The 26,491-nt window shown below is 71.3% G+C and carries 25 protein-coding genes; 16 read left to right on the plus strand and 9 right to left on the minus strand.

Annotation, left to right across the window (positions count from 1 at the left end; translation table 11 throughout):
• The first annotated feature begins 66 nt into the window (after positions 1–66).
• On the plus strand, positions 67–1,065 hold the full coding sequence (locus tag DK412_RS23375) for a magnesium transporter CorA family protein (RefSeq protein ID WP_109973912.1): 999 nt from the start codon (positions 67–69) through the stop codon (positions 1,063–1,065).
• 224 nt (positions 1,066–1,289) lie between these two features.
• Here DK412_RS23375 and DK412_RS23380 read toward each other — a convergent pair whose 3' ends face one another.
• Complete coding sequence (locus DK412_RS23380; RefSeq protein WP_109973913.1) at positions 1,290–2,153, minus strand: DMT family transporter; 864 nt, start codon at positions 2,151–2,153, stop codon at positions 1,290–1,292.
• 170 nt (positions 2,154–2,323) lie between these two features.
• Here DK412_RS23380 and DK412_RS23385 point away from each other — a divergent pair, with 170 nt between their 5' ends.
• The 10 genes from DK412_RS23385 (at position 2,324) to DK412_RS23430 (ending at position 12,245) form a co-directional block, all read left to right on the plus strand.
• Entirely contained in the window at positions 2,324–3,568 is a 1,245-nt protein-coding gene (locus DK412_RS23385) for a glycosyltransferase family 4 protein (protein ID WP_109973914.1), read from the plus strand.
• Positions 3,569–3,891: 323 nt separating this feature from the next.
• Positions 3,892–5,322, plus strand: a complete 1,431-nt coding sequence (locus DK412_RS23390) for a polysaccharide biosynthesis C-terminal domain-containing protein (RefSeq protein WP_109973915.1) — start codon at positions 3,892–3,894, stop codon at positions 5,320–5,322.
• Between the two features lie 49 nt (positions 5,323–5,371).
• Positions 5,372–5,575, plus strand: a complete 204-nt coding sequence (locus DK412_RS23395) for a nucleotidyltransferase domain-containing protein (RefSeq protein ID WP_109973916.1) — start codon at positions 5,372–5,374, stop codon at positions 5,573–5,575.
• Between the two features lie 124 nt (positions 5,576–5,699).
• Positions 5,700–5,966, plus strand: coding sequence for a HEPN domain-containing protein (locus tag DK412_RS23400; RefSeq protein WP_109973917.1), 267 nt, complete (start codon positions 5,700–5,702; stop codon positions 5,964–5,966).
• Between the two features lie 97 nt (positions 5,967–6,063).
• On the plus strand, positions 6,064–7,242 hold the full coding sequence (locus tag DK412_RS23405; protein ID WP_109973918.1) for an FAD-binding protein: 1,179 nt from the start codon (positions 6,064–6,066) through the stop codon (positions 7,240–7,242).
• Between the two features lie 39 nt (positions 7,243–7,281).
• Positions 7,282–7,707 carry a VOC family protein gene (locus DK412_RS23410; RefSeq protein WP_109973919.1) on the plus strand — a complete coding sequence of 142 codons (426 nt, stop codon included), beginning with the start codon at positions 7,282–7,284 and terminating at the stop codon, positions 7,705–7,707.
• Positions 7,708–7,752: 45 nt separating this feature from the next.
• Positions 7,753–8,688, plus strand: coding sequence for a metallophosphoesterase (locus tag DK412_RS23415; protein WP_245447207.1), 936 nt, complete (start codon positions 7,753–7,755; stop codon positions 8,686–8,688).
• Between the two features lie 160 nt (positions 8,689–8,848).
• Positions 8,849–11,125: a CDC48 family AAA ATPase gene (locus DK412_RS23420; RefSeq protein WP_109973920.1), complete on the plus strand. Its 2,277-nt coding sequence runs from the start codon at positions 8,849–8,851 to the stop codon at positions 11,123–11,125.
• Between the two features lie 125 nt (positions 11,126–11,250).
• The gene (locus DK412_RS23425) at positions 11,251–11,835 is read left to right on the plus strand and encodes a L,D-transpeptidase (protein ID WP_109973921.1); all 585 of its coding nucleotides are present in this window, start codon (positions 11,251–11,253) and stop codon (positions 11,833–11,835) included.
• 146 nt (positions 11,836–11,981) lie between these two features.
• Complete coding sequence (locus DK412_RS23430) at positions 11,982–12,245, plus strand: GIY-YIG nuclease family protein (protein ID WP_109973922.1); 264 nt, start codon at positions 11,982–11,984, stop codon at positions 12,243–12,245.
• A gap of 279 nt (positions 12,246–12,524) precedes the next feature.
• On the opposite strand, the gene DK412_RS23435 is transcribed toward DK412_RS23430, so the two are convergent.
• The gene (locus DK412_RS23435) at positions 12,525–13,943 is read right to left on the minus strand and encodes an FAD-linked oxidase C-terminal domain-containing protein (RefSeq protein ID WP_109973923.1); all 1,419 of its coding nucleotides are present in this window, start codon (positions 13,941–13,943) and stop codon (positions 12,525–12,527) included.
• 227 nt (positions 13,944–14,170) lie between these two features.
• Between DK412_RS23435 and DK412_RS23440 the strand changes: the two genes are divergently transcribed.
• Positions 14,171–14,734, plus strand: coding sequence for a thioesterase family protein (locus tag DK412_RS23440; RefSeq protein ID WP_109973924.1), 564 nt, complete (start codon positions 14,171–14,173; stop codon positions 14,732–14,734).
• 75 nt (positions 14,735–14,809) lie between these two features.
• Here the strand turns inward: DK412_RS23440 and DK412_RS23445 are convergent, their stop codons facing one another.
• On the minus strand, positions 14,810–15,058 hold the full coding sequence (locus DK412_RS23445; RefSeq protein ID WP_109973925.1) for a hypothetical protein: 249 nt from the start codon (positions 15,056–15,058) through the stop codon (positions 14,810–14,812).
• A gap of 133 nt (positions 15,059–15,191) precedes the next feature.
• Here DK412_RS23445 and DK412_RS23450 point away from each other — a divergent pair, with 133 nt between their 5' ends.
• The 4 genes from DK412_RS23450 to DK412_RS23465 all read left to right on the plus strand — a co-directional run bounded on the left by DK412_RS23450 (position 15,192) and on the right by DK412_RS23465 (position 20,316).
• Positions 15,192–17,549 (plus strand): UvrD-helicase domain-containing protein, encoded by a 2,358-nt coding sequence (locus DK412_RS23450; RefSeq protein ID WP_109973926.1) that lies wholly within the window; start codon positions 15,192–15,194, stop codon positions 17,547–17,549.
• Between the two features lie 394 nt (positions 17,550–17,943).
• Entirely contained in the window at positions 17,944–18,660 is a 717-nt protein-coding gene (locus DK412_RS23455; protein WP_093570027.1) for a PhoH family protein, read from the plus strand.
• Positions 18,661–19,021: 361 nt separating this feature from the next.
• Positions 19,022–19,678 carry an SDR family NAD(P)-dependent oxidoreductase gene (locus DK412_RS23460; RefSeq protein WP_109973927.1) on the plus strand — a complete coding sequence of 219 codons (657 nt, stop codon included), beginning with the start codon at positions 19,022–19,024 and terminating at the stop codon, positions 19,676–19,678.
• A 20-nt stretch (positions 19,679–19,698) separates the two neighbouring features.
• Positions 19,699–20,316, plus strand: coding sequence for a heme-binding protein (locus tag DK412_RS23465; protein WP_109973928.1), 618 nt, complete (start codon positions 19,699–19,701; stop codon positions 20,314–20,316).
• An 83-nt stretch (positions 20,317–20,399) separates the two neighbouring features.
• Here the strand turns inward: DK412_RS23465 and DK412_RS23470 are convergent, their stop codons facing one another.
• The 6 genes from DK412_RS23470 to chlG form a co-directional block, all read right to left on the minus strand.
• Positions 20,400–21,962 (minus strand): cytochrome c, encoded by a 1,563-nt coding sequence (locus DK412_RS23470; RefSeq protein WP_109973929.1) that lies wholly within the window; start codon positions 21,960–21,962, stop codon positions 20,400–20,402.
• Between the two features lie 17 nt (positions 21,963–21,979).
• Positions 21,980–22,249 (minus strand): hypothetical protein, encoded by a 270-nt coding sequence (locus DK412_RS23475; protein WP_109973930.1) that lies wholly within the window; start codon positions 22,247–22,249, stop codon positions 21,980–21,982.
• Positions 22,250–22,495: 246 nt separating this feature from the next.
• Positions 22,496–22,984 (minus strand): TspO/MBR family protein, encoded by a 489-nt coding sequence (locus tag DK412_RS23480; RefSeq protein ID WP_109973931.1) that lies wholly within the window; start codon positions 22,982–22,984, stop codon positions 22,496–22,498.
• On the minus strand, positions 22,981–24,165 hold the full coding sequence (locus tag DK412_RS23485; RefSeq protein WP_109973932.1) for a geranylgeranyl diphosphate reductase: 1,185 nt from the start codon (positions 24,163–24,165) through the stop codon (positions 22,981–22,983). Before DK412_RS23485 ends, DK412_RS23480 begins: the two co-directional genes overlap by 4 nt.
• Positions 24,166–24,211: 46 nt before the next feature.
• Entirely contained in the window at positions 24,212–25,552 is a 1,341-nt protein-coding gene (locus DK412_RS23490; protein WP_109973933.1) for a BCD family MFS transporter, read from the minus strand.
• Positions 25,549–26,463: a chlorophyll synthase ChlG gene (chlG, locus tag DK412_RS23495; RefSeq protein WP_109973934.1), complete on the minus strand. Its 915-nt coding sequence runs from the start codon at positions 26,461–26,463 to the stop codon at positions 25,549–25,551. The genes DK412_RS23490 and chlG overlap by 4 nt, the downstream gene beginning before the upstream one ends.
• Positions 26,464–26,491: the final 28 nt, after the last annotated feature.

Below are 26,491 nucleotides of genomic sequence, written 5' to 3' on the forward strand. Positions count from 1 at the left end.
TGGCTGGCGCGGCACAATGGACGGGCGAGGGACATTCGAACCCGTCGAGCAGGAGCTCTGCCTCTCATGATCACGTTGCACGGCTCCGATGGGGTCGTCGCCGAGGGCCAGGCCTGCGCGGCCGCGCCGCTTCCGGCCCACGGCACCTGGCTCGACCTCGACGACCCGAGCGAGGCCGAGACGGCCCTCGCCGAGGCCGCGACCGGGCTCAGGGTGCCCTCCCGCGCGGCGCTGAGCGAGGTGCAGAACTCGCGCCGGCTCAACCGGCGCCGGGACGCCTTCTATCTGAGCACACCGATGGTCTCGTTCCGCGACGACGACCTCACCTTGCGCCCCCTCGGCTTCGTGCTGACGCCGGAGCGGCTGCTCACCGTCCGGTTCCAGCCGCTCGCCGCCTTCGACACCGTGAAGGCGCGCCAGGCCGAGCGGGACGGGCCTGCCTCCAGCGTCGAGACCTTTCTGGCGCTCGTCGAGGAGCTGATCGACCGCCTCGCCGACACCCTCGAGACGATGAGCGACGAACTCGATTCGCTCTCGACCCGGATCTTCACCTTCGACACCAGCGCCAACGGCCATGGCCGCACCGAGGCCTCGGCCCCGAAGCGCCGCGACCTCGCGCTGCGGCGGCTGCTGCGCGCCATCGGCCGGCGCGGCAAGGCCCTGGCGAAGCTGCGCGCCTCGCTGCTCGGGCTCGGCCGCATCCTGCCTTACGTCGCCGGCGAGGCGGAAGGCTGGCTCAAAGCCGAGGAGAAGGCCCGCTTCGAGAGCCTGCGCCTCGACGTCGCCTCGCTCGACGAGTTCGAGACCCGGCTGTCCGAGACGGTGCAGTTCCTGCTCGACGCGACGCTCGGCCTGATCAACATGGAGCAGAACAACACCTTCCGGGTGCTCACGGTCGTCTCGGTGATCGGCATCCCGCCGACCCTGATGGCCTCGGTCTACGGCATGAACTTCAAGCACATGCCGGAGCTGGACTGGACGTTCGGCTATCCGTTCGGGCTCGCGGTGATCGCCGCGAGCGCCCTGATCCCGGCGGTGTACTTCAAGCTGAAGGGGTGGTTCTGAGGCCGACGGCACCTGATCATCTCGACCGATCTGCCACCCTCCGCGTCATCCCGGGGCCGCGCAGCGGAGCCCGGGATCCAGAACCGCTGATGGTGTAGCATCGGGCGGAGCGCGAGCCGCTATTTCCTGCGCGAACTGAGGTTCTGGATTCCGGGCTCCGCTACGCGGCCCCGGAATGACACGGAGGGTGTCCGGATCGCCGAGGCACGCGACGAGGCCCCCGCTCACCGCCGCGCGGCCAGCGCCGACCCGGCCAGGATCAGACCCGCGCCGGCCAGCGTCGCCACCCCCGGAACCTCCCCGAAGGCGACGTAGCCGAGGCCGATCGCCCAGAGGAGGGCGGTGTATTCCATCGCGGCGAGGCGCGAGGCCTCGGCCCTGGCGTAGGCGCGGCTGAGCACGAGGTGGCCGGCGACGCCGAGCAGGCCGACGAGGACGAGAAGCGCCCAGTCGGGCGCAGCCACGGGACTCCAGGTCCAGGCCGCAGGCGCCGCCAGCATCGCGGCGGGGCCGGCATTCTGGATCGCCACGATGGTCACCACCGGGTCGTGCCGGGCCCGGGCCCGCAGGAGCACCATCGAGAGCGCGTAGGTCAGCGCCGAGGCGAGGATCGCCGCGATGCCCCAGGCGGAGCCCGCCGCCCGCGGCCCCTCGGTGCCGACCTGCCCCGCCACCACGATCCCGACCCCGGCGAAGCCGACGACGAGCCCGGCCCAGACCGGCGGCCGCACCCGCTCGCGCAGGAGCAAAGCGGCGAACAGCGCGATGAAGATCGGGCTCAGGAACGAGAGCGCCAGCGCCTCGGCGAGCGGCAGCACCGACAGGCCGTGGAAGAAGCAGAGCGCCGTCACGACGACCAGCGCCGCGCGGAGACCGTTGGCGCGCCAGGTCTCGGCCGAGGGCCAGCCGGGGCGCAAGGCCGCGAGCACGCCCGCCATCACGAGGGTGCCGACGAGGTAGCGGGCGAAGGCGATGCCGGTGACGCCGTAGCGATCGGACAAGCCCTTGATGGTGGCATCCATCAGCGAGAGGAGGCCGATGCCGAGGGCGGCGAGCAGGATCGCGGAGGCGGGGGAGGGGGAACGCATGGTCTTAAGCCGAATGGCTCGGGGAGGGGCGTGGCGCAAGGCCGACGCCTCCGCGGCGCTTAGGCGATTCCTAAGGGGTCGGATCCATCGTCGGCTCCGGATCCGCCACGCCCGAAGGGAGCCCGACCGATGCTGCACGATGGTGCCGGCCCACCCTGCGGAGAGCAGGCGTGAGAATCGTCCTCGTCGCCGACCACGCCTACATCAACGGCGGCCAGGCCAAGGTCTCGCTCGAGAGCGCGATCGGGCTGGCCCGCCGCGGCCACGAGGTGGTGCTGTTCGCCGCCGTCGGCCCGGCCGATCCGCGCCTCGCCGAGGCCGGGGTGCGCACGGTGCTGCTCGACCAGACCGACGTGACGCAGGCCCGCTCGCTCGCGCGCTTCGGCGTGCAATGGCTGTGGAACGGGCCCGCCGCGGCCGAGCTTCGCGCCCTCATCGAGGAATCGGATCCGCGCGACACGGTGATCCACGTCCATGCCTGGGCGAAGGCGCTCTCGCCCTCGATCGGGCCGGTGCTGCGGGGCACGGCCGCGCCGGTGGTCTACACCGCGCACGAATACTACCTCGCCTGCCCGAATGGCGGCTTCTACGATTATCCGCTCGCCATGACCTGCCACCGGACCCCGAACGGGCCGGCCTGCCTGACGCGTAACTGCGATTCGCGCACCTATCCGCGCAAGCTGATGCGCGCCGCCCGCCACGCCCTGATGCGCCGCACCGGTCTCGTCGAGGGCATCGACGCGATGATCACCATCAGCCGGCTGCAGCGCGAGGCGCTGGCGCCGTACCTTCCGGAGGGGATGCGCTACCACGACGTGCCGAACCCGGTCGATGTCGCGCCGCTGGGCCACCGGGCGGGCCCGCCGGGGGACTTCGTGTTCGTCGGCCGGATCTCGCCGGAGAAAGGCCCGCAGATCTTCGCCGAGGCGGCGCGGCTCGCCGGCATGCGGGCGGTCTTCGCCGGCGACGGCCCGGTCCGGGCGGAGCTGGAGGCGCGCTTCCCCGAGGCGCATTTCCTCGGCTGGCAGAGCCCCGACCAGGTGAAGGCGGTCCTGCGCGGGGCCCGCGCCCTGGTGTTCCCCTCGGTCTGGTACGAGGGCCAGCCCCTCACGGTGCTCGAATCGCTGGCGCTTGGCACCCCGGTCCTCGTCAGCGACGTCTGCGCCGGTCGCGAGTCCGTGCGCCACGGCGAGAGCGGGCTGTGGTTCCGCTCCAGCGACCCGCGCTCCCTCGCCGACGCCATGGGCCACCTGTCCAACGATGCGACGGCGATGCGGATGGGCCGGAGCGCCTACGACCTGTTCTGGGCCGATCCCCTGACCCTGGAGCGCCATCTCGACGGGCTGGAGCGGGTGTACCGGGAGGTCGTCGGGCAGGAGGGGCGGGTGGCGCCACGTGCGAGGGCGGTGGGGTAGGAACTCCAGCTCGGCTTCCCGATGAGGCTCGGACTTCTCCTCTCCCCGTGGGCGGGGAGAGGGCCGCGGGCCCCTCGTCGGGTCCGCGGCAAGCGGAGACGCAGCCGGAGCGAGGGTGAGCGGGTCTCGACGAATGAGCCTCTTCCGGCAACACCCCCTCACCCTGGCCCTGCGGGCTAGCCGCGCCACCTGAACGGTGGCTCGGCCCTCTCCCCGCCCGCGGGGAGAGGAGGGGGGCCGCGCTTTACACTCAGACCGTTTTTTCCGCAGATCCTCCTGCATCGCGCCACACCCACCCAGCCCCCGAACGAGCACCCACCCCAATGGCGGTCATCGCGGCCTTCGTGGTCAACGCGGTCATGAACCTGGCCCTCGGTCTGCTCATCGCGCAGATCCTGGGGCCGGCGGATTTCGGTCGCTTCGCCCTCGGCACCGCCGGGGCGGTGGCCCTCAACACGCTGCTGTTCGAGTGGCTGCGCCTCTCGGCGACCCGGTTCTACTCCGAGCGCGTCCGGCAGGCCGAGCCATGGATCCGCTCCATGCTCGACCGTGCCTACCTTGCCACCGTGATCGGGCTCCTCGGCGCAGCCCTGCTCGCCCTCGCCGGCCGCCCCCTCGTCGGCGATCCGGCCTTGCTCGCCGCGGCCGCGGCGGCGGCCGCGATCGGCCTCGGCCTGTTCGACTACGCGGCGGCGCTGGCCCGGGCCCGCTTCGTCGGCGGTCTCTACCTGCGCCTGGTTCTCGTCAAGAACGCCCTGACCCTGCCGCTGATGGTCGGCACCGCCTGGGCCACCGCGGACGCCGCCGCGGTGATGCTCGCCGGGGGCTTGAGCCAGTTCCTCGCCGCGCTCCTCGTCCGGCGCGCCTTCGCGGACCCGCCGAGCGCCCACGAGAGTGCCCGCCGGCGGGATTCGCTCCGGCTGTTCATGGGCTACGGCCTGCCGATCGTCGCCGCCAACCTCGTCTACCAGCTGATGCCCTTCGCCAACCGCTGGGCGGTCGCGGGGGCGGCGGGCTTCGCCGAGGCCGGCTACTTCTCGCTGGCGGCGGATATCGGCGGGCGGATCTTCAGCACGCTCGGTGCCGCCCTCGACCTCCTGCTGTTCCAGATCGCCGTGCTCGCGGCCGAGACCCACGGCCACGAGGCCGGCGAGGAGCAGGTCGCCCGCAACGGCGCCGTGGTCCTGGCGCTGATCCTGCCGAGCGCCGCCGGATTCTGGGCGCTGGCCCCGGCGCTCGAGGCGATCGCGGTGCCCGAGGCCTTCCGCGGCCACTTCGTGACCTACACGCTGCTGCTGCTGCCGGGCCTCCTCGCCCTGGCGCTGATGAACTTCGCCCTCAACCCGATCTTCCAGATCCGCCGCCGCACGCTGCCCCTCGTCGCGGCGGGCGGCATCGGCGCGCTCGTCAACGTCGTGGCGGCGCTCGCCCTCGCCGGGCCCTACGGCCCTCACGGCATCGCCGCCGCGCAGTCGCTCGGTTTCGTCGCCGCCATGCTGTTCCTCGGGATCCGTGCGCTCACCGGGCCGGGCCGCCTGCGGATGTCCTGGCGCGATCCGCTCGCCGTCCTGCTCGCCACCGGGGCGATGACGGTGGCGATCCTGCCGCTGCGCGGGCTCTCCCCCTGGCTCGCCCTGCCGGCCTGCATCGTCACCGGCGGCCTCGTCTACGGCGCGCTCGTCTGGTGCTTCGACATCGCGGGCCTGCGGGCGGCCGTGCTGGCGCGATTCGGCCGTGTCGTGCCGGCGGAGTAGGGGCTTGCGACCGACCCGGTCTCGTCGCCCGATCGGGTACGAGGATCGCATGACCGACATCGCCCGCCGCGCCGACGTCCCGGAGCCTCTGAGGCCGCTCGTCTCTCGCATCATCCGCCATGCGGACCCGCTCGTCATCTGGCTGTTCGGAAGCCGCGCCCGGGGCGAGGCGCGGGCCGATAGCGACTGGGACCTGCTCGTCGTGCTCCCCGACGATGTCGACGAAGCCTTGCTCGATCCGATCTTCGGCTAGCGGCTCCAGCGCGACAGCGGGGTTCGAGCGGATGTGCTGACGGCGACGCGGGGCGATCTCGACGCGGTCTGGGGTGTGCCGAACACGATCGGTTATGTGCTTGCCCAAGAGGGCATCCGCCTGAATGTCAGCCGATAAGGCGGCCGCTGCTCTGTTGCGGATCGCGACAGCCGATCTCGCCGATGCGCGCATTCTCGCGAACATGCGATCCCGCAATGCACCATATCTCTGCTCACAAGCTGCGGAAAAGATCGTGAAGGCGGTTCTCACCGCCGAAGGCATTCACGCGAGCCGAACCGTCGCTCACAGGATCGACTTGATGGTCGACCTGTTGCCCGACGCCAATGCGCTGCGCGACGTGGCTGACCGGTTCGGCATCGACCTCACCTGACGCCGTCGCCCCCGCTTGCAACCCGCCCCGGTTGCCCGCAATGATCCGCGCCCCGATCCCCGCGCATCCGGCGCGGCCCTGCCCGAGCGAGCCCGCGATGCGCATCTACCAGCCCGGAAGCGAGGCCGAGGCCGCCACCCTGATCGGTGAGGCGGCGGCGCGGCGCGAGCGGCTGCGGCTCGTCGGCGGCGGCACCCGGGCGGGGATCGGCCGGCCGGCGCAGGACGAGGCGACGCTCTCGGCGGCGGGCCTCACCGGCATCACCCTCCACGAGCCGGCCGAGCTCGTCATCGCGGCTCTCGCCGGCACGCCGCTCGCCGAGGTCGAGGCGCGGCTGGCCGAGGGCGGCCAGATGCTGCCCTTCGAGCCGATGGACCACCGCGCGCTGCTGGGCACCTCCGGCGCGCCGACGATCGGGGCGGTGGCCGCCGGCAACATCTCGGGGCCGCGGCGGATCGCCGGGGGCGCCGCTCGCGACAGCCTGATCGGCGTGCGCTTCATCAACGGGCGCGGCGAGGCGGTGAAGTCCGGCGGCCGGGTGATGAAGAACGTCACCGGGCTCGACCTCGTGAAGCTGATGGCCGGCTCCTGGGGAACGCTCGGCTTCCTCACCGAGGTCACCTTCAAGGTGCTGCCGGTGCCCGAGCGCACCGCCACCCTGGTGCTGGCCGGCCTCGACGATGCCCGCGCCGTCGAGGCGATGAGCTTGTGCCTCGGCTCGCCGTTCGAGATCACCGGCGCCGCCCACCTGCCGGAAGGGATCGACGGCCCGGCGCGCACGCTCCTGCGCATCGAGGGCTTCTCGGCTTCGGTCGACTACCGCCTCGGCGAGCTGACGCGCCTGCTGCGCCGCGTCGGTAAGCCGGACGCGATCGAGGGAGAACCCGCTTCTGCCCTGTGGCGCGCGGTGCGCGACGTGCTGCCCTTCGCGGGCGGCGACGAGGCGGTCTGGCGCCTCTCGACCGCGCCGAACCGCGGCCCCGCCGTCGCGGCGGCCGTAGCGGCAGCCCGTCCGGCGCGCTGGTTCTACGACTGGGGCGGCGGCCTCGTCTGGCTCGCGACGCCGGCGACCGGGGATGCAGGCGCGCGCGACGTGCGGGCGGCCCTCGGCGGCGCCGGTCACGCGACGCTGGTGCGCGCGCCCGATGCCGTGCGGGCGGCGGTGCCGGTCTTCGAGCCCCTGTCCGAGCCGCTGATGCGGATCACCGCCGGCCTCAAGGCCGCGCACGATCCCGCCGGCCTGTTCAACCCGGGGCGGATGTACGCCGGGATCTGAGGATCCGGCATCGACCATCGAGGGAGCGGCCAGACGATCATGAGCGTCATCTCGCATGTCTGCCTCGGCACCGCCGATCTCGCCCGCGCCGTTCCGTTCTACGCCGCCCTGTTCGAGGAGTTGGGCCTGAAGCTCCGCTTCCACGAGCCGGCGAACGGCTGGGCCGGCTGGATGCCGCGGGACGCCGACCGGCCCCTCGTGATCGTCGGTCGGCCGTGGAACGGCGAGGCCCCGAATCCGGGCAACGGGCACATGACGGCGCTGACCGCCCGCTCGCGCGCGAGCGTCGACCGGTGCCACGCCCTGGCGCTGGCGGCGGGCGGCACCTGCGAGGGTCCGCCCGGGCTGCGGCCGCACTATCACTCGGCCTATTACGGCGCCTACTTCCGCGATCTCGACGGCAACAAGCTCTGCGTGGTGTGCCACCGGGCCGGAGGGGATGATGAGCGCGAAGGGGATGCGTGACGGCCCGGTCCGCTGCTACGGGGAACCGTGCGCGACCCCGGCGCGATGGACCCGATCCGATCCCATGCGTTCCTGCCCTCCATGACGTTCCGCCTCGCCCATCTCACCGATCCGCATGTCGGGCCGCTGCCCCGCCCGCGCCTGCGTCAGCTGATGAGCAAGCGCGCCACCGGCTGGGTCAACTGGAGCCGCGGCCGCAAGCTCACCCACGACATGGAGATCCTGGCCGCGCTGGTCTCCGACCTGCGTGCCGCCGCGCCCGACCACATCGCCTGCACGGGCGACCTCTGCAACATCGGCCTGCCGAGCGAGTGGGAGACCGCCCGCACCTTCATGGAGGCCTTGGGCGAGCCCGGCTTCGTCAGCTTCGTGCCCGGCAACCACGACGCCTACGTGCGCGGCTCGCTCCGGGGCCTTCTCGACGCCGTCGGGCCCTGGACCCGGGACGATGCCGGACGCGACAAGACGTTTCCCTACCTGCGCCGGCGCGGACCGCTGGCCCTCGTCGGCCTGTCCTCGGCGATTCCGACCGCGCCCTTCGTGGCGAGCGGGCGCCTCGGCTCCGAGCAGATCCGGGCCGCCGAAAAGCTGCTGGCGGATCTCGCCGCCGAGCCGGAGCGGCCGTGCCGGGTGGTGATGATCCACCATCCCCCCCATGTCGGCGGCGCCAAGGCGGGGCGCAACCTCACCGACGCCCACGCCTTCGAGGCGATGATCGGCCGGGTCGGCGCCGACCTCGTGCTGCACGGCCACAACCATGTCGGCTCGGTCGCCTTCCTGATGGCGCCCGGCGGGCGGCGCGTGCCGGTGATCGGCGCCCCCTCGGCCTCGGCCCGCGGCGGCGCGCTCAAGCACTGCGCCGGCTACCACCTCTACGAGATCGAACGCACGGCCACCGGCTACGCCCTCACCGCCACCTTGCGCGGCCTCCTGCCCGAGGGGGGGCTGGGCGATCTCGGCACCCTGACCCTCAAGGCGTGATCCCTAAGGTCTAACCCGGCCGCAACATTTCAGGCGAGCGGACGTTCTCCCGCCGACGCGCCCCCGCTCTTCAGGGGACGCCGGTGTTGCGGCAGGGGAGGCGGCGCGGCCGCCCGCGGCGGGGCTTCGCGTCCCGGCCCCGAGGAGCGAGGTCACTCCGATGGCGGACGAAGCAGGCGACGTCAGAGCGCAGGTCGCGAACGCGCGGGCGGAGGATGTAGGCCGGGGCGTCGCCCGTGTCAGCGCAGCCTTGCTCCAGAGCCTCGGGCTTCAGGAGGGCCAGCCGATCGAGATCATCGGCAAGCGCCACACCACGGCGCTTGCCATCGCGCTCGGCCAGGAGGACGAGGGCCTGAGCATCATCAGGCTCGACGGCCTCCAGCGCGTCAATGCCGGCGTCGGCTCCGGCGACCACGTCGAGATCCGCAAGGCCGAGGTGCGTCCGGCGACCCGGGTGGTGCTGGCCCCGGCCCAGAAGAACCTGCGCCTGCAAGGCTCGGGCGAGGCCCTGCGCCGCACCTTCTACCGCCGGCCGCTGGTCTCAGGCGACGTGATCTCGACCTCGGTCCCCTCGCGCTTCAAGCGCGAGGACGTGCCCGAGGAACTGCGCCAGATGCTCAGCCTGCCGGCCTATGGCCTGCAGGAGATCCGCCTCGTCGTGGTCTCGACCCAGCCGGCCCGCGGCATCGTCCAGGTCACCGCCGAGACCGAGGTCGAGCTGCGCCCGCTCTACGAGGAGCCGAAGGAGGTGCGGCGCGCCGACGTCACCTACGACGACATCGGCGGCTTGGGCACCACCGTCGATCAGGTGCGGGAGATGGTGGAGCTGCCGCTGCGCCATCCCGAGCTCTTTCAGCGCCTCGGCATCGATCCCCCGAAGGGCGTGCTGCTCTACGGGCCCCCCGGCACCGGCAAGACGCTGCTCGCCCGCGCCGTGGCGAACGAGACCGAGGCGCAGTTCTTCCACATCGCCGGCCCGGAGATCATGGGCAGCCAGTACGGCGAATCCGAGCAGCGCCTGCGCCAGATCTTTTCCGAGGCCCAGCGCAACGCGCCCGCCATCATCTTCATCGACGAGATCGATTCGATCGCCCCGAAGCGCGAGGAGGTCCGCGGCGAGGTCGAGCGGCGCATCGTGGCGCAATTGCTCACCCTGATGGACGGCCTCGAGCCGCGCCAGAATATCGTGGTGATCGGCGCCACCAACCGGCGCGACGCCATCGACGAGGCGCTTCGGCGCCCCGGCCGCTTCGACCGGGAGATCATCATCGGCGTGCCCGACGAGCCCGGCCGGCGCGAGGTCCTGACCATCCACACCCGCGGCATGCCGCTCGGCGACAACGTCGATCTCGACGAGATCGCGCGGACCACCTACGGTTTCGTCGGCGCCGACCTCTCGGCGCTCGCCCGCGAGGCGGCGATGGACGCCTTGCGCCGCGTCCTGCCGCAGATCAACCTCAAGGAGGGCATCCCGCACGAGATCCTGGAGCAGCTCCAGGTCTGCCGCGAGGATTTCTTGAACGCGTTGAAGCGGGTGCAGCCCTCGGCGCTCCGCGAGATCATGATCCAGGTCCCGAACGTCACCTGGGACGATGTCGGGGGCCTCGGCGACGTGCAGACCAAGCTGCGCGAGGGCGTCGAGCTGCCCTTGCGCAACCCGGAGGCGTTTCGCCGCATCGGCATCCGCCCGGCCAAGGGCTTCCTGCTGTTCGGACCGCCCGGCACCGGCAAGACCCTGCTCGCCAAGGCGGTGGCCCGGGAGGCGCAGGCGAACTTCGTCGCCACCAAGTCCTCGGACCTGCTCTCGAAATGGTACGGCGAATCCGAGCAGCAGGTCTCGCGCCTGTTCGCCCGCGCCCGCCAGGTCGCCCCGACGGTCATCTTCATCGACGAGATCGATTCGCTCGCCCCGGTCCGCGGCGGCGGCCTCGGCGAGCCCGCGGTGACCGAGCGGGTGGTCAACACCATCCTCGCCGAGATGGACGGCCTGGAGGAGTTGCAGGGCGTGGTGGTGATGGCCGCCACCAACCGGCCGAACCTCGTCGATCCGGCCCTGCTGCGCCCCGGCCGCTTCGACGAGCTCGTCTACGTGCCGGTGCCGAGCATCGCCGGGCGCCGCCACATCCTGGGCATCCACACCCGCGCGATGCCGCTCGCCGACGACGTCGACCTCGACGGGCTCGCCGAGCGCACGACCCGCTTCACCGGCGCCGACCTCGAGGACCTGACCCGCCGGGCCGGCCTGATGGCGTTGCGCGAGAACCTGGCGAGCGAGCGGGTGACGCAGGCGCATTTCGACGCGGCGTTGCGCGAGACCCGCGCCTCGGTGACGCCCGAGATGGAGCAGGATTACGAGACGATGCTGCGCACCCTCAAGCAGGAGGGCCCGCAGCGCCAGCCGATCGGCTTCGTGCCGCTTCGGCAGGCGGCCGAATAGGCGACAGTGTCATCGCGCGGCCTGTGGCGGATTAGCACCACGGGTCGGGCGGCGATTGTTTCCGCCCTGTTTTCGCCACAGCCCGGCGGCCAACCCGTTCGATGTTTTTCGAACGGGAGGGGACCATGACCCGTCTGACCGCACCGCGGCGCCGCTTGAGGCCGATCCTGGCGGCGACAGCCCTGCTGAGCCTCGCGGCGCCGGCCCACGCCATCGGCCTGCTCGAGCGCGGGCCGATCGCCGACTTCCTGACGGTGTTTCGCCAGCAGGGCGTGCCGCGCCAGACCATCGGCTGGAACAGCCCCTACAAGCCCGGCACGGTGGTGATCTCGACCAGCCAGCGCCGGCTCTACTACATCCTGCCGAACCAGGAGGCCGTGCAGTACGGCGTCGGCGTCGGCCGCGAGGGCTTCTCCTGGGCCGGCACCAAGACCGTGACGATGAAGAAGGAATGGCCGTCCTGGCGCCCGCCGGAGCAGATGATCAAGCGCCGCCCCGACCTGCCGCGCTACATGGCCGGCGGCAACGACAACCCGCTCGGGGCGCGTGCGCTCTATCTCGGCTCCTCGCTCTACCGAATCCACGGCTCGAACGAGCCGGAGACGATCGGCGCGGCGGTGTCCTCGGGCTGCATCCGCATGACCAACCGGGACGTGATCGACCTGTACGATCGCGTGAAGGTGGGGACGAAGGTGGTGGTGTTGCCGTAGGGTTCGTTCTTTCGGGTTTATCCGGATGCGAAGCGGCTGTGTCGGCGTTGTGCTGATAGATGGAGCCGCTTCGCGGCACTTCTCGCGCTGGATCCCGGATCTCCTTCCGCTTACGCTGCAGTCGTCCGGGAAAGGGCGGTGCGCGCATGGCGAAGGGCGGCTTCGTCTACATGCTGGCGAGCGGGCGCAACGGCACGCTCTATCTCGGATCGACGGCTGATCTGTGCCGTCGCATCTATGAGCATCAGCAGGCTCATACGCCCGGATTCACGACTCGCTATGGCGTACTAAACTTGGTCTGGCACGAGCAGTATGCACTCATCGTTGATGCCCGACATCGCGAATACGCGCTCAAGAATTGGCGCCGTGCGTGGAAAATCGCGCTGTTCGAAACGATGAACCCGGAATAGCGTGATTTGTCAGCCGACTTGAACAATTAAACAAAGTGCATTTCCGCCTCACCCCTCTCCCGGACGACTGCAGCGAAGCGGAAGGAGATCCGGGACCCAGCAGAAGAAGTGCCGCGAAGCGGCTCTGTATGCTGCACCGTTGCAGACATAAAGACGCTTCGCGACTTTTTGCGCTGGATCCCGGATCTCCTTCCACTTCGTTTCAGTCGTCCGGGAAAGGGAGAGCCTTGTGACGAACGTCCGCTTACAAGCTCGATCTCATCGTGGAAAGAAGGCCGCCTACACCGCCACGACCTTCCCCGGGTTCATGATGTTGTCCGGATCGATCGCCCGCTTCAGTGTCCGCATCAGGTTCAGCGCCTCCGGCCCGTGCTCCAGCTCCATGAAGCGCATCTTCTTCTGGCCGATGCCGTGCTCGCCGGTGCAGGTGCCCTCCATGGCGATGGCGCGGGCGACCAGGCGCTCGATGAAGCCGGTGACCCGGGCGATCTCGTCGGGATCGTCCATCATCACGAGCGGCGAGGTGTGGAAGTTGCCGTCGCCGACATGGCCCGCGATCGGCGCGGTGATGCCGCTCTCGACGATGTCGCGCTTGGTCTCGTCGACGCATTCGGCGAGCCGCGAGATCGGTACGCAGACGTCGGTGGCGATGACCCGCGCCCCCGGCCGCAAGCCGACCGCCGCCCAGTAGACGTCGTGGCGCGCCTGCCACAGCCGGGTGCGGTCCTCCGGCTTCGTCGCCCACTCGTAGGGACCGCCCTCGAACTCCGCCGCGATCTCGCCGAAGCGCTCGGCCTGCTCGCGCACGCTGGCATCCGTGCCGTGGAACTCGACCAGCAGCAGCGGGGTCTCCGGCAGGGTCAGCTTCGAGTAAGCGTTGCAAGCCGCGACCTGGACCTCGTCGAGGAGCTCGATCCGCGCCACCGGCAGGCCGGACTGGATCGTCACGATGACCGCGTCGCAGGCCGCCTTGATGCTCGGGAACGGGCACACGCCGGCGGAGATCGCCTCCGGGATGCCGGCGAGCTTGAGGGTCAGCTCGGTGATGATGCCGAAGGTGCCCTCGGAGCCCACCAGCAGCCGGGTGAGGTCGTAGCCGGCGGAGGTCTTGCGCGCCCGCGGGCTGGTGCGGACGATGTCGCCGTTCGGCATCACGGCGGTGAGCGACAAGACATTGTCCTTCATCGTGCCGTAGCGCACCGCGTTGGTGCCCGAGGCCCGCGTCGCCGCCATGCCGCCCAGCGACGCGTCGGCGCCCGGATCGATCGGGAAGAACAGGCCCTGGTCGCGCAGGTGCTCGTTCACGGCTTTGCGGGTCACGCCGGGCTGGACCACGCAGTCGAGGTCCTCGGCATGGACCGCCAGCACCTTGTTCATCCCGTTCATGTCGATCGAGATGCCGCCGAACGGCGCGTTGACGTGGCCCTCGAGCGACGTGCCGGTGCCGAAGGCGACGACCGGCATCTTGTGGGCGGCGCAGACGCGCACCACCGCCTGCACGTCCTCGGTGCTCGTGGCGTAGACCACCGCGTCCGGCGGCTGGTTGGCCACCCAGGTCAGGGTGCTGGCATGCTGCTCGCGCACCGCCTGCGAGGTGACGACGCGGTTGCCGAAGAGCGAGGTCAGCTCGCGGATGACGGCATCCACGGTCTCCGGGGACGGGCGCTCGCGGGTGGGAACAGGGCTTGGGGCGTTCATGGCGGGTCTCCCGGACGGTGTGGCGACCGGGCGGACCGGCCTTTTGCCGGCCACTCTAGCAGCCGTGTCCCGGCCGGCATATCCGGGCGCCCGGTCACGGAGAAGTGCGCTCCGGGGCTGACACCTTGCCCCAAGGTGCAACGCATCCGGGGATGCATCCCTCGCCCAAGCGTGGTACGTCCCTGGGCGCCCTTGTCATCCCGCTTGCGCTCACCGGGAGCCCCACAATGGCTGACGACCGTCCCGCTTCGGTCTTCTTCTTCGCGCCGTTCGTGTCGTCCACGATGGCGATCGAGCCGGGCTGGATCGACTACAACGGCCACCTGAACATGGCCTACTACCACGTCCTGTTCGACCGGGCGGTGGACGAGGCGTTCGGCGTGGTCGGCCTCGGGCCCGACTACATGGAGACCGGGCGCGGCACGACCTTCGCCGCCGAGGTCCACGTGCGCTACCGCCGCGAGCTGGTCCTCGACGATCGGGTGCGGGTGACGCTGCAGCTCATCGCCTTCGACGAGAAGCGGATCCACTTCTATTCCGAGATCCGCCACGCCACCGAGGGCTGGGTCGCCGCCACCTCGGAGAACCTGTCCCTCCACGTCGACCCGATGACGCGGCGCGTGGCGCCGTTCCCGGAGGACATCCAGGCCAACCTCTCGGTCATGCTCGGCTCGCATGCCCGGCTGCCGCGGCCCGACGATCTCGGCCGGGTGATCGGCATTCCGGACCGCAGCCACCCGCGACCGGAGGCGATCGCCTTCGCAGCCGCCGGGGCGCGGGTCAGGCACTGAGGCCCGGGCGGCGCGTCAGCGCCGCGGAACCAACACTGTGGCGCGTCGGCGCCGCGCAACCGACAGTGTAGCGCGTCAGCGCCGCGGGACCACGATCGGCGCGGGCGGCGGCGGCGTGGCCTGCTGGCTCCGGATCTGCCCCTGGAGCTGGTTGGTCTCGAACCGGTTCTGCTGCTGGATGCTCCGCGTCTCGGCACCGGACGTGATCGAGCGGTTGATCCCCTCGACGGCCTGCTGGGAGCGGTTGGCGGGCACCTGGTTCTGCGCCAGCGCCGGGAGCGGCGCGGCGGCGAGCGCGAGGATGAGAAGGGCGTGGGCGCGCATCGGGGTCCTTTCCCTGTCGGGTTGGTCGCTGCGGGAACGACGCCGGGGCTCTCGCAAGGTTCCGGCCTCGCACCCGAGACGTATGCGCTCCCCACCCTCGACGCCGTTCGCGTTTTGGTCCAGTGATGCGGGCATGACTCGCGACTTCCCGGCCGGGACTGCCCCCACCTCGATCTCCGCCCGCGCCCGCGCCGCGGTGGTGCCGCAGGACGCCTCCTACCTCACGGGGCTCAATCCCGAGCAGCGCCGCGCCGTCGAGGCGACGGAGGGGCCGGTGCTGGTGCTGGCCGGCGCCGGCACCGGCAAGACCCGGGTGCTGACGACCCGCATCGCCCACCTGATCTCGACCGGGCGCGCCCGGCCCTTCGACATCCTGGCGGTGACCTTCACCAACAAGGCCGCCCGGGAGATGAAGGAGCGCATCGGCACGCTGATCGGTCCGGCCGGGGAGGGGATGCCGTGGCTCGGCACCTTCCACGCCATCGGCACCAAGATCCTGCGCCGCCACGCCGAACTGGTCGGCCTGCGCTCCGACTTCACGATCCTCGGCACCGACGACCAGCTGCGGCTCTTGAAGCAGGTGATCGCCGCGGCCGATCTCGACGAGAAGCGCTGGCCCGCCCGCAGCCTCGCCGGCACGATCGACGGCTGGAAGAATCGCGGCCTCGGCCCCGAGCAGGTGCCGGCGGGCGAAGCCTCGGCCTTCGGCTTCGGCAAGGGGGGTGGGCTCTACGCCGCCTACCAGGAGCGCTTGCGGGCGCTCAACGCCGTCGATTTCGGCGACCTGCTGCTGCTCTGCCTTCGGCTGTGGCGCGAGAATCCGGACGTACTCACCAATTACCAGCAGCGCTTCCGCTACATCCTGGTCGACGAGTACCAGGACACCAACGTCGCCCAGTATCTCTGGCTGCGCCTGCTCGCGCAAGGGCACCGCAACGTCGCCTGCGTCGGCGACGACGACCAGTCGATCTACGGCTGGCGCGGCGCCGAGGTCGACAACATCCTGCGCTTCGAGCACGATTTTCCGGGTGCCCTGGTGGTTCGGCTGGAGAACAACTACCGCTCGACCGGCCACATCCTGGCCGCGGCTTCCGTGCTGATCGCCCATAATGAGGGCCGCCTCGGCAAGACCCTGCGCACCGACAGCCCGGAGGGCGAGAAGGTCACGGTCACCGGCGCCTGGGACTCGGAGGAGGAGGCGCGCCTCGTCTGCGAGGAGATCGAGAGCCTGCAGGCCAAGGGCCACAAGCTCGCCGAGATCGCCGTGCTGGTGCGCATCTCGGCGCAGATGCGCGAGATCGAGGACCGCTTCGTCCAGCTCGGCCTGCCCTACCGGGTGGTCGGCGGCCCGCGCTTCTACGAGCGGGCCGAGATCCGGGACGCGCTGGCGTATCTTCGCATCGTCGCCAACGGCTCCGACGACCTCGCCTTCGAGCGGATCTTCAACACGCCGAAGCGCGGCCTGGGCGACGCGACGCTCCAGGCTCTGCACGGGCTCGCCCGCCGCGCCAAGGTGCCGCTGCTCCAGGCCGCCCGCATGATGAGCGAGACCGAGGAGCTGAAGCCCAAGCCCCGCTCCACCGTGCGAGCGCTGTGCCAGAGCTTCTCCCGCTGGGCCAAGCTCCTGGAGGACCAGCCGCACACCGAGGTGGCGCAGACGATCCTGGAAGAGTCCGGCTACACCGAGATGTGGCAGAAGGAGCGCACCGCCGACGCCGCCGGCCGGCTCGAGAACCTGAAGGAGCTGGTGCGCTCGATGGAGGAGTTCCCGGACCTCGCCGGCTTCCTCGAGCACGTCTCCCTCGTCATGGACGCCAACGAGGCCGAGGGCGGCGACCGGGTGAGCCTGATGACGCTCCACGCGGCGAAGGGCCTGGAATTCGACACCGTGTTCCTGCCCGGCTGGGAGAACGGCCTGATGCCGAACCAGCGCGCCCTCGACGAGAGCGGGCGGGCGGGCCTGGAGGAGGAGCGGCGCCTCGCCCATGTCGGCCTGACCCGGGCGCGCAAGCGCGCCAAGATCTCCTTCGCGGTCAACCGGCGCATCCACGGCCTGTGGTCCTCGACGGTGCCGAGCCGCTTCATCGACGAGTTACCCGAAGCGAGCGTCGCGGTGCTCGACGCGCCGGCCAGCTTCTCGCAGGGGCCCTCGCGCTTCGACCGGCAGGCCCCGGCCTTCGGCTCGTCCTACTCCACCCCCGGCTGGCAGCGGGCCCAGGCCCAGACTGCCGGCCAAGATCGCTACAATCAGGATCGGTTCGGCGGGGGAGGGCGGAACAATTCGCCCGGCCGGCGCGGGCCGCAGCAGATCGAGGGCACGCTGGTGGCCAAATCCACCGGCACCCCGTCGGCCTTTGAGCCGGGCGCACGCATCTTCCACACCAAATTCGGACCGGGCTCGGTGGCGGCCGTCGACGGCAACAAGCTCACCGTTGACTTCGACAAGGCCGGCCGGAAGATGGTCCTCGACAGCTTCGTCCAGCCGGGCTGAAGCGGTCCCGCGGGCACCGTCCGCGGGCCAACCGGGAGCGGCGATCAGGTGGCGATCTCATCCGGCAAGCCTGTCCTCATCGCCCGCCCCGCCGTCGCTCGTACCGCTTCCGCGCCCATCCCCTCCACCTCTGTGTGGTTTTCATCACAATCCGTCGCCCCATCCGCGTCCCCTCCGGTTTCGCAGGGGCATGGTGCGGCGCGACAATTGCTCGTTCATCATCGACTGCTTACCTTGTCGGGTGAAACAGGCGGACTTGTCCACCGCCTGCGTCAACCCCGACCGGAACCGTTGCAGCCCGCGAGGCTTTGAGTCGTCACAAGAACACAGGAGATCAGGGACACGAGAGGGCACACCAATATCGGCACCGCAAGTCCAGTGGGAGTGTTGATCCGTGAAGAGACGACGCGCACGACTTGAACTGGTTGATGACCGCCCGATCCGCGTCCACCGCACGCGCTTCGAGGAAGAGCGCAACCCGCCACCGATCCAGCCGATGACGGCCCGTCAGGCCGAGTATCTGGAAGCCCTCGGGTCCCACCCGCAAGTCATCGTCCTCGGTCCCGCCGGCACCGGCAAGACCTACATCGCCGGCACCCGCGCCGCCGACCAGCTGCGCCAGCGCCGGGTCGCCAAGGTGGTCATCACCCGGCCGAACGTGCCCTCCGGCCGCTCCCTCGGCTTCTTCCCCGGCACCCTCGAGGACAAGATCGCCCCCTGGGTCGCCCCCCTGACCGAGACCATGAAGGAGCGCATGGGCGAGGGCGCCTTCGAGATCGCCGTCAAGGCCGGCGACATCGAGGTCGTGCCCTTCGAAGTGATGCGCGGCCGTACCTTCAAGAACTGCCTGGTGATCCTCGACGAGGCCCAGAACACCACCCCCGCCGAGATCAAGATGTTCCTGACCCGGATCGGCGACGACACCCAGGTCATCATCAACGGCGACGTCTCCCAGACCGACCTGCGCGAGACCTCGGGGCTTCGCACGGTGATCCACCTGGTCAAGAGCCGGATGATGCCGATCCCGATCGTCGAGTTCGGCCTGGATGACATCGTGCGCTCGGGGATCTGCGCCGAATGGGTGCGGGCCTTCGAGGAAGCGCGGGTGTGAGATCGCGACGCCTGCCCGGCTGGAGAAGTCGGGCAGGCTTCGAATAGAGAACGGCATCGAGAGAGCGATGTCGAGCACCTGCATCGATCATTGATCGTCTGCGTGACTCGCAAAGCTGAGTTCGAGGAGCGCCTGATCGCCGGCCCCAATATATTCCTCCATCCTCCTCGCGCCCTCATCCTGAGGTCGTGAGTGGGGGAGCTGGGGCGATGCGGGCTGGGCATTCCTCAGCGCCTGACGTCCGGGTCCTATCGCCGCAACGGCGGCACCCGTGACGGAATCTGCCCCAGCGCCAGCAACCATCGCGTGCCCGAACGCTTCCTAGGGTCGACCGACTTTCTCGCTCCCCCAGGACGCATCCATGCCCCATCTCCTCGTCATCGGCGCCAGCCAGGGCATCGGCCTGGAGACGGTCAAGGCGGCGCTCGCCGCAGGGCACAGGGTGCGGGCCTTCGCGCGATCCGCGAACAAGATCGAGCTGTCCGATCCGAATCTCGAACGCTTCCCCGGCGACGCCCTGTCGACGGCCGACGTCACGGCCGCGCTCGACGGGGTCGATGCCGTGGTCCAGGCCCTCGGCGTGCCGGTCCGCGACCTGTTCGGGCCGGTGCGGCTGTTCTCGGACGCCACCAACGTGCTCGTGCCGGCGATGGAGAAGGCGCGCGTGCGCCGGCTGGTGGCGGTCACCGGCTTCGGCACCGGCGACAGCCGCGCGGCGATCGGCCCGCTGCAGCGCCTGCCGTTCCGCCTCGTCTTCGGCCGCGCCTACGACGACAAGGACGCCCAGGAGATCCGGATCCGCCAGAGCGGGCTCGACTGGACCTTCGTGCGCCCCGGCGTGCTCACCGGCGGGCCCGCGACCGGGCGCTACCAGGTGCTCGACCGGCCGTCCTCGTGGAAGAACGGGCTGATCGCCCGGGCGGACGTGGCGCAGTTCATCACCCGCGAGATCGCGAGCAACGACCATGTCGGGCGCGCCGTCGTGCTGATCCACCACCCGCTCCCGCTCCCGCTCTGACCGCGCAAGAATTCGCTGCCATGGACAAGATCCTCTACTACGCCGTCACGCTGATCGAATCGGTCCTCGGGGTGTTCGGGATCCGTGCGTTCTACGACCAGCCCCGCTACGCGGTGGTCGAACGGCTCGATCGCGGCGTCGAGATTCGGGACTACGAGCCGCGGCTCGCGGTCGAGACCGACGCGCGCGGCCAGGGCGACGGCGAGGCGTTCGGGCGCCTCTTCCGCTACATCACCGGGGCGAACCAGGCCGGCGACCGCATCGCCATGACGGCGCCAGTCATGACCGCGCCGGTGGAGGCCGGCGGCCGGCACATCGCCATGACGGTGCCGGTGGAGCAGGGGACGGGCGGCACGATGCGGTTCTTCCTGCCGCACGCCGTCGCGGCTGCCGGCGCGCCGCAGCCGACCGAGCCCGGCGTGCGCCTCGTCAAGGTGCCGCCGGAGCGGATCGCGGCGCTGCGCTTCTCCGGCCGCATCACGCCGGAGGCCCGCGCCGCGCAGGAGCGCATCCTGACCGAGGTGCTGCGCGCCGCCGGCCGGTCTCCGGCCGCGCCACCGTTCTTCATGGGGTACGACCCGCCCTTCGCGCTGCCGTTCCTGCGACGCAACGAGGTGGCGGTGCGGCTCGGCGGGTGATCGTCCCGTCTCGCGTGGCGCCGGTCAGGCTCTCGGAGACCGGCGACGAGCGTGGCGGGACGGAAGATCCGTTCCCCCGCCGCCTACTTCTCAGCCCGGCTCGGGCTCTTCAGCTGCCCGTAGACCACGCCCGAGAAGCTGCCGATCGTCGTCGGCCAGTCGAGCCCGGTCTTGTCGTGGTCGGCGACCTGGCAGAAGGTGGCGGTCAGCCCGTTGACGAGGTCGGCCGAACTCGCCTGCGGCGCGGCCTGGCGCACGGCCGGCAGCAGGGTCGCGACGCGGGGCAGCATCTGCTCGGCCTTCAGGTCCTTGAGCTGGCCTGCCGCATCCGCGGTCTTCAGCGCCTCGGCGAGCGTCGGGTTCGACACCGTCTCGCAGGGGGCGTTGCCCGCGAGCATCGTCTGGGTCTCGGCACGGAGCTTCGCTACCTGGCCGGGCTCGGCGGTCGGCGGGGCCTGGTTGCCGAAGGTCTGGCGGACGTAGTTCGTGACGTTGGCGATCTCCGCGTCGGTCATGCCGACGCCGACCGCCGGCATCGCCGCGTACTCGCCCTTGGCGTCGAGGCCGCCGAGGATCACCCGGATCACCGTCTCGGGGCCCTTGGCCAGCACCGCGCCGTTGCCGGCGAGCGGCGGGATCGCGCCCGGCTGGCCCTGGCCGTCCGGCCGGTGGCAGGCGACACAGCGGTTGAGGTAGGTGTCGGCGCCCGGCGCCGCGGAGGCCGACTTGAAGTCGGACTTCACGTCCGGCGTGTAGGTCGGCTTGGGCGCCAGCGTCTTGAGGTAGATCGCGATGGCGCGCACGTCCGCATCCGTCATCTTGCTCAGGCTCTCCTCGATCACCTGACGCATCGGCCCGGCGACGACGCCGGCGCGGCCCGGGGCGGCGCCGGTCTTGAGGTAGGTCGTGAGCTGGTCCTCGCTCCACTTGCCGAGGCCCTGGTTGTCGTCGCCCGACAGGTTCGGGGCGTACCAGCCGTCGATCGTCCCGCCCTCGAGGTAGCCGCTCCACTGCGAGGCGCCGACGAGCTTGCTGCCGTTGTGGCAGGCGCCGCAATGGCCCGGGCCCTCGACCAGGTAGGCGCCGCGATTGACCTCGTCGCTCGCCTTCGGGTCGGGCTTGAAGCGTCCCTCCGTGAAGAAGGCGAGGCGCCAGGCGAGCAGCCCCTCGCGGATGCTGAACGGGAAGGCGATGTCGGTGGGCTTGCGCGGCGCGTTCACCGGCTCGAGCGAGAACAGGTAGGCCTTGATCGCCGCCACGTCCTCGTCGGACAGGCGGGTGTACCAGGGGAACGGGAAGGCGGGGTAGAGGTAGCTGCCGTTCTTGGTGATGCCCTGGTGCATCGCGCGTCTGAAGTCGTCGTCGCTCCAGCTGCCGATGCCGGTCTGCTTGTCCGGGGTGATGTTCGGCGTCGCGAGCTTGCCGATGCCGCCGGGGAAATTGATGGTGAGGCCGCCCGCATAGGGCTTGCCGCCCGGCGCGGTGTGGCAGGCGACGCAATCGCCGGCCGTCGCGAGGTAGCGGCCCTTCTCCACGAGGTCGGAGGAGGCCGGCTGCGCCAGCGCCGTGCCGGCCGCGAAGGCGAGCGCGCCGGAGCCGAGCAGGGCGGTGAGCGTGCGACGACGGGTGACGGGCTGGCGGCGCATGAAACAATCCTCCGGGGTTAGTGGGCGGCGGAGCGCAGCCGCAGCCAGAGATCGGCGACATGGGCAGCGCCCGCCCCCGCGAGCGCGGCGGCGAGCCAGAATCCGGACGCGCCCGCGAGCACGGCGCGCAGGGCCACCATCAGGCAGGCGCCCGAGGCGAGGTTGACGAGGAGCGCCCCCCGCTTAGGCCCGCCCCGGCGGCGCCACAGGACGATCAGGACGGCCTCCGCGGCGACGATCAGCAGCGCGGCGTCGACGATGTGGCCGCTGGCAAGGAGGTCCGGCACGCGTCAATCCTCCTGACCGCATCGACGATGCGCAGTCGATCGTGGAAATTACCGAGCAGACGGGGGAGTCCAATCCTGCAAACTCGGGACATAGGGTGGCATTCGCCGAAATCGCCCCACGGTTCACGATGTCGCATCTGCGGAGATCCGGTCTAGAACAATCGAATTTTTTGCGACCCAAGCAACGGGTGCGGTACCGGGTCCGTCGGATCTGTGCCGATCCCGGCGGATGCTGCGTGAGGGGGATCAGAACGGCCCGTTCAGCCGCACGATCGACCAGTTGAGCATCGCGGCGGTCCCGACCCAGACGAGGTAGGGCACGAGGAGCAGCGCGCCGAGGCCGGTATGCCGCCCCACCACCAGGATCAGCACGGCCACCGACAGCCACAGGGCTGCCACCTCGATCAGCGCCCAGTCCGGCCGTTGCAGGCGGAAGAACACGCCGCTCCAGGCGATGTTGAGGACGCCGTTCACCGCGAAGGCGGCCAGCAGCCAGACCCGCTCGGGCCCCTCCGGCGCCGCGTTCCAGGCCAGCACGCCGGCGATTGCCGCGAGCGTGAAGATGGTGGTCCAGACCGGGCCGAAGGCCCAGTCGGGCGGCTTCCAGGACGGCACCTGCAAGGAGCGGTACCAGGGACCCAGCGTGGTGAGCCAGGCGCCCGCCGCCGCCACCACGATGGCCGAGACCGCCGCCACCACGATCGGGCCCCAGCCCCCGCTTAAGTTCTCGATCACGGCGAGACCCAGCGGAAGAGGTGGGCGAGATCCTTGAAGAAGATCCGAGCATGCGCTGCGGGTTTGGCCCGCACCAGTTCCTTGTTCATGTAGGCGTCCCAGGTGAGCGACTGCACGTCGGGATCGCGGCAGATGCTGACGAAGCGCTCGCGCAACGCGTCGTTGCGGTACCAGACGCCCTGCATCAGCCGCAGGATCCAGAACACCCGGCCATGCGCCTTGAGGAAGCGGCGCCGTGCCTGGGCGAGCGCGCGGGGCTTGCCGCTGGCGAGGAAGTCGTGGGCTGCTTCCGCGGCGAGGCGCCCGCCGAACATGGCGTAGTAGATGCCCTCGCCCGAGGCCGGGGCGACGAGGCCCGCGGCGTCGCCGGTGAGCAGCACGTCGCGGCCGTTGTCGAAGCGGGAGAGCGGCTTGAGCGGCAGCGGCGCGCCCTCGCGGCGGACCGTCTCGCCGAGATCGAGTCCGGTGGCGGCGCGAAGCCGCCCGACCGCGCCGCGCAGCGAGAACCCCTTGCGGGCGCTGCCGGTGCCGATGCTGAGCGTGTCGCCGTGCGGGAAGATCCAGGCGTAGAAATCCGGCGACAGGACGCCCTGGTAGTAGACGTCGCAGCGCGTCGCCTCGACGGCGCCCGCGCCGGCCGGCGGCGTGCGCACGATCTCGTGGTAGGCGAAGACCTGCCGCATCTTGCCGTGCGCCGGGATCTCCTGGCGCCCGACCGCCGAATTGGCGCCGTCGGCCCCGATGACGAGGCGGGTGCGGATCGTCGCCTCGCCGCCCGCTGCATCCCGGTAATGCACCGTGACCGGACCGTCTTCCGTGCGGGCCAGGCGCAGGTAGGTGCCGGTCACCCGCTCGGCGCCGGCCAGGACCGCGCGCACCCGCAGCCACTCGTCGAACGGCCCCCGGTCGACCATGCCGACGAAACCCTCGCCGACCGGCATGTCGACCGCGCGGTCCCGCGGCGAGACCATGCGGGCGGAGCGGATCTTCGCCACCAGCAGCTCGTCGGGGATGGCGAAGTCGCGGATCAGCCGCGGCGGGATCGCGCCGCCGCAGGGCTTGATGCGCCCGGCCCGGTCGAGCAGCACGACCCGGCGTCCGAGCCGCGCGAGATCGGTCGCCGCCGTCGCCCCGGCCGGTCCCCCTCCCACCACCACCGCGTCGACGATTCCCTCGTCCATGGCCGTGCCTCCGGGTTGTCCGGGCCGGGTCCGGCCGGATCTGTTCTTAGACGGCGTGCCGCACCGACAGGCTTTCGATCGCCCGCGCATCCCGTTCCGGCCGCCCGATCCGGGCGGCCAGCCCGGCGGCGACCAGGAACAGCGCGGCCTCCGTCACGAACACCGTCGCGTAGGCCGGCACCACGGTGCCGAAGGCCAGCCGCGCGAGGTCGACGCCCGCCGCGCCGAGGAAGCCGCCGAGCCCAAAGGCGACACCTTGCGCCGCGCCCCACACCCCCATGCGGGTGCCGTGGCGGCTCTCGCCGTCGGGCGCGCCGCCGCTGCCGGCGAGCGCCATCATCTGGCCGATCGCCGCCACCGCGAAGATGCCGTTGAACAGGCCGAGCCCGACGACGCAGGGACGCAAGGGGACGCCGGGCCCGGCATAGCCGCAGGCCGCGATCGCCGCGAGCGCGGCGGCCGAGCCGAGGCAGCCGGTGACGGTCCACAGGCGCAAGGAGGCGAGCGGCCCGCGCCCGTTGGCGGTGACGAGGGCGACGACGATCATGCCGACGAGCACCCCGCCGTTCTGCAGGCCCGAGAGCTTGGTGGTGGCGCCCGGCGACAGCGCGAAGACGAGGCCGGCGAAGGGTTCGAGGATCAGCTCCTGCGCGCTGTAGGCGAGCATCGCCAGGAAGACGAAGACCGTGAAGCGCCGCGCCTCCGGCTCGGCCCAGACCTCGGCGAGCACGCGCGCGAAGGGCCGCGGCGGCGCGTCTCCGGCGGAGGAGGAGGCGGGGGCCCGCGCCGGCTCGACGCCCCAGAGCGCGCCGAGCGCCACCAGGAAGGCGATCAGCGACACGCCGCTCGAGACCGCGACGAGGCGGGAGCCCGAGAACGGATCGAGCAGGTGCCCGGCGGTCGGCGCGGTGACGACAAAGCCGGCGATCATCATGATCCAGACGATCGTCGCGGCGGCCCCCCGGCGATGGGGCGCCACACCGGTGGAGAGCAGCACGAGCAGCGAGGTGCCCGCCGCCCCGACCCCGATGCCGACGGCGAGGAAGGACACGACCAGAAGCCCGTAACCCGCCGCCGGATGGCTCGCGACGAGCGCCGTGCCGAGGGCGGCGCCGGCGCCGCCGAGCGCCAGCAGCGCCATGCCGCCGACGATCCAGGGCGTGCGGCGGCGGCCGAGATCCGAGCCGTAGCCCCAGCGCGGGCGCAGCACCTGCACGGCGTAGTGCAGGGCCACCAGCCCGCCGGGCAGGGCGGCCGGCAGTGCCAGCTCCACCACCATCACGCGGTTGAGGGTCGAGGTGATCAGCACCACGATGGCGCCGAGCGCGGTCTGGACGAGGCCGAGGCGGACGATGGTGCCCCAGCCGAAGGTCGCCGGGCCGCTCATGCGGGACCCCCACTCAGGGCGAGCGCCGCGGTGAGCATGCCGAGCACGTAGAGGAGGGTGCCGGTACCGTTGTACCAGGCGGCCCACCGGTGCGGATCGCCGAGGAAGCGGCGCATCAGCAGCCCCTGGCCGGCGAGCAGGGCGGCGACGAGGGCGGCGTGCCAGGGCGCCCCCCAGGCAAAGAGCAGGATCACCACCACCGCCTGCGGCGCCGCCATGACCAGGCAGGCGAGGCGGGCGGCGCGGTCGGCGCCGAGCTGGACCGGGAGCGAGCGGATGCCCGTGCGCCGGTCCCCTTCCATCGACTTGAAGTCGTTCAGCGTCATGATGCCGTGGGCGCCGAGGCTGTAGAGGGCGGCGAGCCCGATGATCCGCCCGTCCGGCAGGGCGCTGCCCATCACGGCGGCGCCGGTGAACCAGGGCAGGCCCTCGTAAGCGAGGCCGCAGGCCGCGTTGCCCCACCAGCCGTCGCGCTTCAGCCGCACCGGCGGCGCGCTGTAGAGCCAGGCGAGGGCGAGCCCGAAGATCGCCGCAGCCAGCACGAAGGGCCCGAGCAGGGCGGCGACCGCGAGCGACAGGACCGTCCAGGCCATCGCCACGTAGAGGCCCCAGCGGCCGGGAATGCGGCCCGACGGGATCGGCCGGTTCGGCTCGTTGATCGCGTCGACGTGCCGGTCGAACCAGTCGTTCGCCGCCTGGCTGGTGGCGCAGACCAGCGGCCCCGCGAGCAGGATGCCGGCGATCACCACGGGCCAGCGCCCCTGGACCGGGCTTCCCGACGAGACCACCCCGCAGGCGAAGGCCCACATCGGGGCGAACCAGGTGATCGGCTTGAGCAGTTCCAGAAGCGCCCGGGGTACTGGTCCCGCCGGGGGCGCGATCAGGGGCTTGGTCAGGGGCTCGGTCGTCATGCCGCGAGGGTGGGACGGCCCCGGGCGA

Origin of the sequence: Methylobacterium sp. 17Sr1-1 (genome assembly GCF_003173775.1) — a bacterium.
Classification (GTDB): Bacteria; Pseudomonadota; Alphaproteobacteria; order Rhizobiales; family Beijerinckiaceae; genus Methylobacterium.